The sequence below is a fragment of the Rhodopirellula sp. JB055 genome, assembly GCF_043100905.1.
Classification (GTDB): Bacteria; Planctomycetota; Planctomycetia; order Pirellulales; family Pirellulaceae; genus Rhodopirellula.
Genome location: NZ_JBICHO010000154.1, coordinates 1 through 3,832, shown reverse-complemented (window position 1 = coordinate 3,832; position 3,832 = coordinate 1). Strand labels below are relative to the sequence as shown.

The 3,832-nt window shown below is 57.7% G+C and carries 5 protein-coding genes and 1 pseudogene; all 6 read left to right on the top strand.

Going from position 1 to position 3,832, the window contains the following annotated elements:
* Positions 1-435, top strand: a pseudogene (locus ACF8AM_RS06395) (aldehyde dehydrogenase EutE); the annotation flags it as partial.
* Positions 436-437: 2 nt separating this feature from the next.
* Entirely contained in the window at positions 438-725 is a 288-nt protein-coding gene (locus ACF8AM_RS06390) for a EutN/CcmL family microcompartment protein (RefSeq protein WP_392554825.1), read from the top strand.
* Positions 726-801: 76 nt separating this feature from the next.
* Entirely contained in the window at positions 802-1,476 is a 675-nt protein-coding gene (locus ACF8AM_RS06385; protein WP_392554824.1) for a hypothetical protein, read from the top strand.
* Positions 1,473-1,775: a EutN/CcmL family microcompartment protein gene (locus ACF8AM_RS06380; RefSeq protein WP_392554823.1), complete on the top strand. Its 303-nt coding sequence runs from the start codon at positions 1,473-1,475 to the stop codon at positions 1,773-1,775. Before ACF8AM_RS06385 ends, ACF8AM_RS06380 begins: the two co-directional genes overlap by 4 nt.
* Positions 1,776-1,861: 86 nt before the next feature.
* Positions 1,862-2,725 (top strand): class II aldolase/adducin family protein, encoded by an 864-nt coding sequence (locus ACF8AM_RS06375; RefSeq protein WP_392554822.1) that lies wholly within the window; start codon positions 1,862-1,864, stop codon positions 2,723-2,725.
* Positions 2,726-2,956: 231 nt separating this feature from the next.
* Positions 2,957-3,832, top strand: an 876-nt coding sequence (locus ACF8AM_RS06370) for a lactate/malate dehydrogenase family protein (protein WP_392554821.1), incomplete at its 3' end; no start/stop codon positions are given.

Below are 3,832 nucleotides of genomic sequence, written 5' to 3'. Positions count from 1 at the left end.
TGGCGCTCGGTTTCGCGCAGCAGTGTATCAACGTCCGCATCGGGTTCCAATGTCCCCGAATCCTGCGAGTTGGTCTTTGGCGAAACCGACGAACATCACCCGTTCGTCAGCGTTGAACAGATGATGCCGTTCATCCCCTTCGTCCGAGCCCGTGACGTGGACCACGCGATCGCGATGGCCAAGCACTACGAGCACGGCTTCCGTCACACCGCGATCATTCACTCCCGCAACGTTCACAACATGACCAAAATGGGCAAGGAGTTGGACACAACCTTGTACGTCAAGAACGGACCTTGCATGGCATCGTTGGGACTGGGCGGCGAAGGCTACCTGTCGTTCTCCATCGCGGGCCCAACCGGCGAAGGCGTCACCACACCGGACACGTTCACCCGCGAACGACGCTGCAGCATGATCGACGAACTGCGAGTGGTCTGAGCATGCAACCCGCACGCGTCATCGGTCACACCCGCGCGACCGTCAAACACGAATCGCTGCAAGGCCAACGTCTCGTTCTCGTTCAACCCACCGGCGTGAACGAGAAACCGGACGGAGCTCCCTTGCTCGTGTTGGACGAACTCGGGTGCCGAATCGGCGACCGTGTGATGCTGACCAGCGAAACCGGCCCCATCCGCGAGATGACTGGTTTCGAAACCTGCCCCGCTCGCTGGAGCGTCCAAGGCCTGATCGACGAACCGACAAAGACGAAGAAAACCAAGAGAAAGTAGAAGTGGCATAGGCATCCAGCCTGTAATTCAAACACCAACCCAACAACCGAATTCTGGCGAATCCGGCTAACAATCAATGACCTCCCCCGCAACCCAATCTGCATTGCCTAACAACGTCGACATCGCGTCGATCGTTGAGCAGGTATTGCGCCGGTTGCGAGACCAAACCGACACCAGCGTTTCGCCGTCCAAACCAGCGCCGAATGACCAAGCCGCTCACGTCTTAAGCGATAAAGTTATCAGCGTCGACGTCATCCAAGGCATTCCCTCGGGAGTCACCCAGGTTCAGTTGTCCGGAGGCATCGTGACCCCCGCCGCTCGCGACGAAATGCGAGCACGCGGCATCACGCTTGCCGGATCGAAGTCCACGCACACCGCTGCAACCAAACCGACGAACAATTCCGGTAAACGCTTCCTCCAACTGCACACCGACACATCTTCCAAGTCCATTCGCGACGCGCTGGCTCGGCAGCTATCTCTTCGAGGTGCTGAGCATTGCCCACGGGCTCACCGCTCCGTCATCGTGACGGAACGTCCTGCCGCCACTTTGTTCGGTCGCATTCAATCGGGCTCTCGAGCGGTTTTGATCACTCGGCTCGAAGACATTTCTCGCTTCGCATCGGAAATGGACGCCGACACGTTTGTGCTCGACATGCAGCGATTCAACCTGGTCGCTCTCGTCAATGCGGCGAACACGATTGCTCAATTGCCAAAGCCAATCGCTTCCAAGTCGCAGGAGGCATCTCGATGAAGATCGCTCGTGTGATTGGAACCGTGACGCTTTCGCGAATGCATCCGTCCATGCAGGGCTACAAACTTCGCTGCGTCGAAGTCGTGGAATCCGCGGATCAAATTCAAGTCAACCAAGACAACGCGAAACCGATCGGTGGTGACACCATTGTCGCGTGGGATTTGGTTGGCAGTGGACAGGGGGACTGGGTCGCGTTGGCCGAAGGGCCAGAATCCGCCGCCCCGTTTCGCCCCGACGTCAAACCAACCGACGCTTCCATCGTCGCCATCCTGGACCACTGCGAGGTGCAAACCTCGTGACTGACAAAACTCAACTCGGAACGCTCACCCCGTTCCGATTCATCTCCCATCTCTCGACCTCCCTTTCCTGACTTGGACCACTTGTCATGCAAAACATCCATAAGATCAAACAAGACATGTGCGACATCGGTCGCCGCATCTACAACCGTCAATTCGCGGCGGCCAACGACGGCAACATCACCGTCCGCGTCAGCGAAAACGAAGTCCTCTGCACACCAACGATGCATTGCAAAGGCTATTTGACGCCCGATGACATCTCCATGATCGACCTGACCGGCAAACAAATCGCTGGTCGCAAGAAACGCAGCAGCGAAGCGTTGTTGCACCTGGAAATCTACAAGCAACGTGCTGACATCAAGTCCGTCGTTCACTGCCACCCACCGCACGCGACTGCGTTTGCAATCGCTCGCGAGCCCATTCCACAGTGCATCTTGCCCGAGGTCGAAGTCTTCCTGGGCGATGTGCCGATCACCAAGTACGAAACACCTGGCGGACAAGCCTTCGCCGACACGATCATTCCTTTCGTTGACAAGACGAACGTGATGATTTTGGCCAACCACGGCACTGTGTCGTACGGCGAATCGGTTGAACGAGCCTACTGGTGGACCGAAATTCTCGACTCGTACTGCCGCATGTTGTTGCTCGCCAAACAACTCGGCAACGTGTCGTACTTGGACGAAACCAAGTCGCGTGAATTGCTGGAGTTGAAGGACAAGTGGGGCTTCAAAGACCCTCGCAACACGTCCGAGTACGAAGATTGCGACATCTGCGCCAACGACATCTTCCGCGAATCGTGGAAGGACTCAGGTGTGGAACGACGTGCATTCGCTCCACCACCACCGATCAAGACATCCGGTTCGGCATCGGCGGCACCCGCCGGTGTGGACGAAGAGCAGCTCGTGAAGCTGATCACCAACGAAGTCATGCGTCAGATGAAAGCGTCGAGCTGATTCCAGGTAGCCGGATTCGCCAGAATTCGGTTCCATAGCGGCAGGGCGTGAGCCCTCCGGTAAGCAGGTCGGCAGGAATGGTCGGGTAGAACCTCACGTAGGCGAGTCTCTCTGAGACTCGCAAATGACAGCGTCTCGGAGAGACGCCGCTACGTGATCAAGCCCAATGACTCCCGCTCACGTGCTTAACACCACCCAAACCATCCCCCAACATCCAACTCAACTGATCCCATGAAAGTTTCCATCATTGGTGCCGGCGGCCTCGTCGGATCTTGTGCCGCTTACGCGTTGCAGTGCGGCGGCTTGGCTCGCGAAATCGCGTTGCTCGACGTCAACGTTGAAACTGCCGTGGGTCACGCGTTGGATCTGCAACACGGTTCGCCCAGCGTCGCCGATCAAACGATCGTGGGTGGTGGTTACGAACACATTCCTGACAGCGACATCATCTGCATCACCGCGGGTCTGCGGCGCAAACCAGATGAGTCACGCCTGGACCTGATCAACCGCAACACCGATCTGTTCGTGCAAATTCTTCGCGACGTCAAAGCCGCCGGGCCGAAGCAATCCGCGATCGTGTTGGTCGTCAGCAATCCCGTCGATATCCTGACTTACGTCGCCGCAGGCATGCTGGGATTGCCCACCAAACAAGTCATTGGTTTGGGAACGCAGCTTGATACCATCCGATTCTGCTCGTTGATCGCAGAGGAACTCAAGGCACCGCCAACGCAAACCAAAGCGTTGATCTTGGGCGAGCACGGCGATACGATGGTTCCGATTTGGAGCAGCGCGGCGATCGGTAGCTTGCCACTGGAAAAATTCCCCGGCTGGAATCCAGCCCTCGCCAACCAACTGTTCACCCGGACTCGCGGCAGCGGGGCGGAAGTCATCAAACGCAAAGGCGGAGCGGGCTTCGCCGTCGGCATTGCAATTCGCGATGTGATCGACGCCGTGATCCTCGACCGCCAGTGCTTGTTGCCGGTCAGCAGCGTGCAGTCAGGTTGCTACGGCATCCACGATGTGGCACTCAGCGTCCCAACCGTGGTTGGTCGCACGGGCGTTGTCGATCAACTCGAGATCGACCTGTGGCCCAAAGAAGTCCAAGGCCTC

What these genes read in the sequence shown, in the direction of transcription:
- ACF8AM_RS06390 (WP_392554825.1), top strand. Translation starts at nt 438, where the DNA reads ATGCAACCCGCACGCGTCATCGGTCACACCCGCGCGACCGTCAAACAC.
- ACF8AM_RS06385 (WP_392554824.1), top strand. Translation starts at nt 802, where the DNA reads ATGACCTCCCCCGCAACCCAATCTGCATTGCCTAACAACGTCGACATC.
- ACF8AM_RS06380 (WP_392554823.1), top strand. Translation starts at nt 1,473, where the DNA reads ATGAAGATCGCTCGTGTGATTGGAACCGTGACGCTTTCGCGAATGCAT.
- ACF8AM_RS06375 (WP_392554822.1), top strand. Translation starts at nt 1,862, where the DNA reads ATGCAAAACATCCATAAGATCAAACAAGACATGTGCGACATCGGTCGC.